The organism is Paenibacillus sp. Soil724D2, from assembly GCF_001427935.1.
GTDB lineage: Bacteria > Bacillota > Bacilli > Paenibacillales > NBRC-103111 > Paenibacillus_E.
This window is the reverse complement of record NZ_LMRY01000054.1, coordinates 1-4043: the sequence shown is the minus strand read 5'-3', so window position 1 is coordinate 4043 and position 4043 is coordinate 1. Positions and strand designations below refer to the sequence as shown.

Here is a 4043-nt window from a genome sequence, read left to right as displayed (position 1 = left end):
CGGTACAAGCTTGAAAGTAATTGTTCCGGCCAGCCCAACAACTGGAGTCGTACCTCTTGTCTTAACGTTGTTGAATGGTCAAACCGCATCGACAAACTTCACATATGATAATGGACCAGTCCTTCCTGCACCGACTATTACGAGTATGTCACCCAATAGCGGTACAGTTGGTTCGCTGATTTATGTTAATGGTGCCAACTATTCAAGTGCTTCGAAAGTATACGTCAATGGCGTTCAGGCTACAACAGTTTACTTGAGTGCGACTCGAGTAAAGTTCTATGTACCTACTGGTGCCGGTGCCGTTAACATTACTGTCGTCAATGCAGATGGACAAATAAGTAATGTGTTCTCGTTTACGATTCTTTAAATAAAAAAAGGACTGCCCGCTTGGCAGTCCTTTTTTACTGTTACTGCAGAAAAGTGACTTGATTCAACATACTGTATATTTAAAAACAATCATAAGTAATAATATATGAAAATATTAGGGGAAATATAAGAAATTAATTGAAAATAATAGAAATTCGACATATAATTAAGTTTATAGTACGTTAGAACTATTACAATAAAATATTTGGCAAACCTATAGAAATGTAGGGACGCAAAGCCATGGGTCTTCAATAGGACTAAGAAACTATTAAGATTGCCAGGTTGCAGAGTTTAAGTTTTTTTAAACAATAGCAATCTGCTATTGTTTTTATTTTTTTTAAATATAAAAAGGAGGAAGAATAATGAGAAGAATTCATAAGATTGTTTTTCTCGCGTTAGCTTTTTTATTAGCTGTTAATGGAATTCCTACTTCATTTGCAACTCAAGCGAACGCAGCAGTGAATGATTATGTTTCTGTTTCAAAAACTGTGAACCCAACTACGATAACTACAGAGCAAGATGCGGAAGTAAATATAAATCTAAAAGGTGTACCCCTAGGTAATAGACCAAAAGACATTATTTTAGTTTTAGATAAATCAGGAAGCATGAATTCAGGCTATGGTAGTGGTGTCACTAAGATTACAGCGGCTAAAAATTCAGCAAAAGGTTTTATTGATCTAATTGACTTTAGTAAGGATAGGATTGGAATTGTAGATTTCAGTAATAAACAAAAGACAAATACACTCCCATTATCTACTGATAAGACAGTAGCAAAAAATTACATAGACCGATTAACCGCTAACGGTGCGAGCGATACTGGAAATGCTATTGATCTGGCAACTCTTGCTTTAGCTAACCATCGCCCTGAAGCGCAACCTGTTATTATTATTATGACAGATGCTACTCAAAATCCTTATGATAACGCATTACAGAAGGCTCAAGCAGCCAAGAATGCAGGTATAGTTTTCTATACAATTGCCTTGTTATCGCCTAACGATAACCCAGAAACTAGTAAACCTAATATTCGATTAAAAGAATTGGCCTCAACGCCACAGTTTCACCATTTCGTCCTTGGAACTTCAGGGCTTCCGGAGATTTATGCCAATATAGTTAAAGAAACCGGCATAGAAAGCGCTTTTAATGTTGTTGTCACGGATACCGTATCGCCGGATTTCGACGTCGTACCGGGATCCTATGATAATAATAGTTTGAAACCAACCGTTTCAGGAAACACACTCACATGGAATATACAACATTTGAAAAATAACGATCTTGTGTTTAAATACAGAATTAAACCAAGAGATCCTAATAAAACGGGAAGTCTGCCAGTAGCAGCTGCAACTTCGAATATATCTTACTTCGATTATGCTGGTGCTTCTCGGTCAAAATTAATATCAAATGCTAATCTGAACGTGATATTTCCAGCTCCAGTAATAACATCCATAGTCAATAATAGTGGAAGTCCTATTGGAGGGGAAACAGCCACAATCAACGGAAGTAAGTTTAGACCCGGTGCCACAGTTTCATTCGGAGCTATTAGCGCAACCAATATTCAAGTTGTAAGCAGTACGAAAATTATAGCGACGGTACCCCCGGGGAACCCAGGTTCAATTACAGTTACAGTGACAAATCCAGATAACCAGAAGGCAACAACAAATTACAGCTATAATATAATTCCTATTTCTCCAGCAGTACCGGCTGTTAGCCAAATAACACCTAATAGCGGTTCAACTCTAGGAGGGGAAGCAGTAACGATCAACGGAAGTGATTTTGTAAACGGAGTAAAAGTATACTTCGGTTCAAATGTAGTACCTGTAGATACAGTTTCATCCACACAAATTACATTAACAACTCCTTCAGCGCCAGCTGGATCTGTAGATGTAAGAGTCGTGAACCCAGATGGTCAACAAGTTACATTGACCGGAGGATATACATTTATTGCACCTCCAGTAGTGCCGGCTGTTAGCCAAATAACRCCTAATAGCGGCTYAACTKTAGGAGGAGAAGCAGTAACTATCAGCGGAAGTAATTTTGTAGACGGAGTAAAAGTCTACTTCGGTTCAAATGTAGTACMTGYAGATACAGTTACATCCACGCAAATTACATTAACAACTCCTTCAGCACCAGCTGGAGCTGTAGATGTAAGAGTGGTGAACCCAGATGGTCAACAAGTTANAGATACAGTTACATCCACGCAAATTACATTAACAACTCCTTCAGCACCAGCTGGAGCTGTAGATGTAAGAGTGGTGAACCCAGATGGTCAACAAGTTACATTGACCGGAGGATATACATTTATTGCACCTCCAGTAGCGCCGGCTGTTAGCCAAATAACACCTAATAGCGGCTCAACTCTAGGAGGAGAAGCAGTAACKATCAGCGGAAGTAATTTTGTRGACGGAGTAAAAGTCTACTTCGGTTYAAATKTAGTACCTGTAGATACAGTTACATCCACACAAATTACATTAACAACTCCTTCAGCGCCAGCTGGAYCTGTGGATGTAAAAGTAGTGAAYYCAGATGGTCAACAAGTTACATAGATACAGTTACATCCACACAAATTACATTAACAACTCCTTCAGCGCCAGCTGGACCTGTGGATGTAAAAGTAGTGAAYYCAGATGGTCAACAAGTTACATTGACCGGAGGATATACATTTATTGCACCTCCAGCTCCACCAGCAGCACCGACTGTTAGCCAAATAACGCCTAATAGCGGCTYAACTGTAGGAGGAGAAGCAGTAACTATCARCGGAAGTGATTTTGTTGACGGAGTAAAAGTATACTTCGGTTCAAATGTAGTACCTGTAGATACAGTTACATCCACAAAAATTACATTAACAACTCCTTCCGCACCAGCAGGATCTGTAGATGTAAGAGTGGTGAACCCAGATGGCCAACAAGTTACATTGACCGGAGGATATACATTTATTGCACCTCCAGTAGCGCCGGCTATTAGCCAAATAACGCCAAAAAGCGGTTCAACTCTAGGAGGGGAAGCAGTAACGATCAGCGGAAGTGATTTTGTAAACGGAGTAAAAGTCTACTTCGGTTCAAATGTAGTACCTATTGATACAGTTACATCCACAAAAATTACATTAACAACTCCTTCCGCACCAGCTGGAGCTGTAGATGTAAGAGTAGTAAACCCAGATGGTCAACAAGTTACATTGACCGGGGGATATACATTTATTGAGCCTCTGATAAAAGATCCTGAAATTACGTCAGTTACACCGAACACGGGACTTATTACAGGCGGTGATATGGTTTATATAGGTGGGAGTAATTTCAAGTCAGGTATGACCGTATTTGTTGGTGGTAAACCTGCATCTACGACATATATGTCTGCAACGAAATTATCAATCATTGTTCCAGTAGGTGATGCCGTAGGTACGGTTGATGTGGCAGTTTCTGATTTGAACAATGCCTTGTTCACGCTACCAGGAGCCTATACATATACTGCTGTTCAGTATCCGTCGCCTACAATATCCACAATTACACCGAATTCCGGGCTCATTGCTGGTGGTGATTTGGTCTATGTAAGTGGAACAAATTTTGTGAATGGTGTAACACAGGTTACGATTGGCGGTAAACCTGCTGCAACAACCTATATGAGTAAAACTAGTTTGAAAGTGATCGTACCAGCAGGAGATGGACTCGGATCAGTAGATGTGAAAG

At 39.8% G+C, this 4043-nt stretch carries 3 protein-coding genes, 1 pseudogene and 1 riboswitch; all 4 genes and pseudogenes read left to right on the top strand.

Annotated elements, in window-relative coordinates:
* Positions 1-367 (top strand): IPT/TIG domain-containing protein (locus ASG85_RS30345; protein ID WP_200961723.1); only part of this gene is annotated, 367 nt, incomplete at its 5' end.
* A 196-nt stretch (positions 368-563) separates the two neighbouring features.
* Positions 564-656, top strand: a riboswitch (cyclic di-GMP riboswitch).
* A 72-nt stretch (positions 657-728) separates the two neighbouring features.
* Positions 729-2541, top strand: a pseudogene (locus ASG85_RS40020) (IPT/TIG domain-containing protein); the annotation flags it as partial.
* 71 nt (positions 2542-2612) lie between these two features.
* Positions 2613-2906: an IPT/TIG domain-containing protein gene (locus ASG85_RS40015; RefSeq protein WP_414858802.1), complete on the top strand. Its 294-nt coding sequence runs from the start codon at positions 2613-2615 to the stop codon at positions 2904-2906.
* Positions 2907-2977: 71 nt separating this feature from the next.
* Positions 2978-4043, top strand: a 1066-nt coding sequence (locus ASG85_RS30335) for an IPT/TIG domain-containing protein (protein WP_200961722.1), incomplete at its 3' end; no start/stop codon positions are given.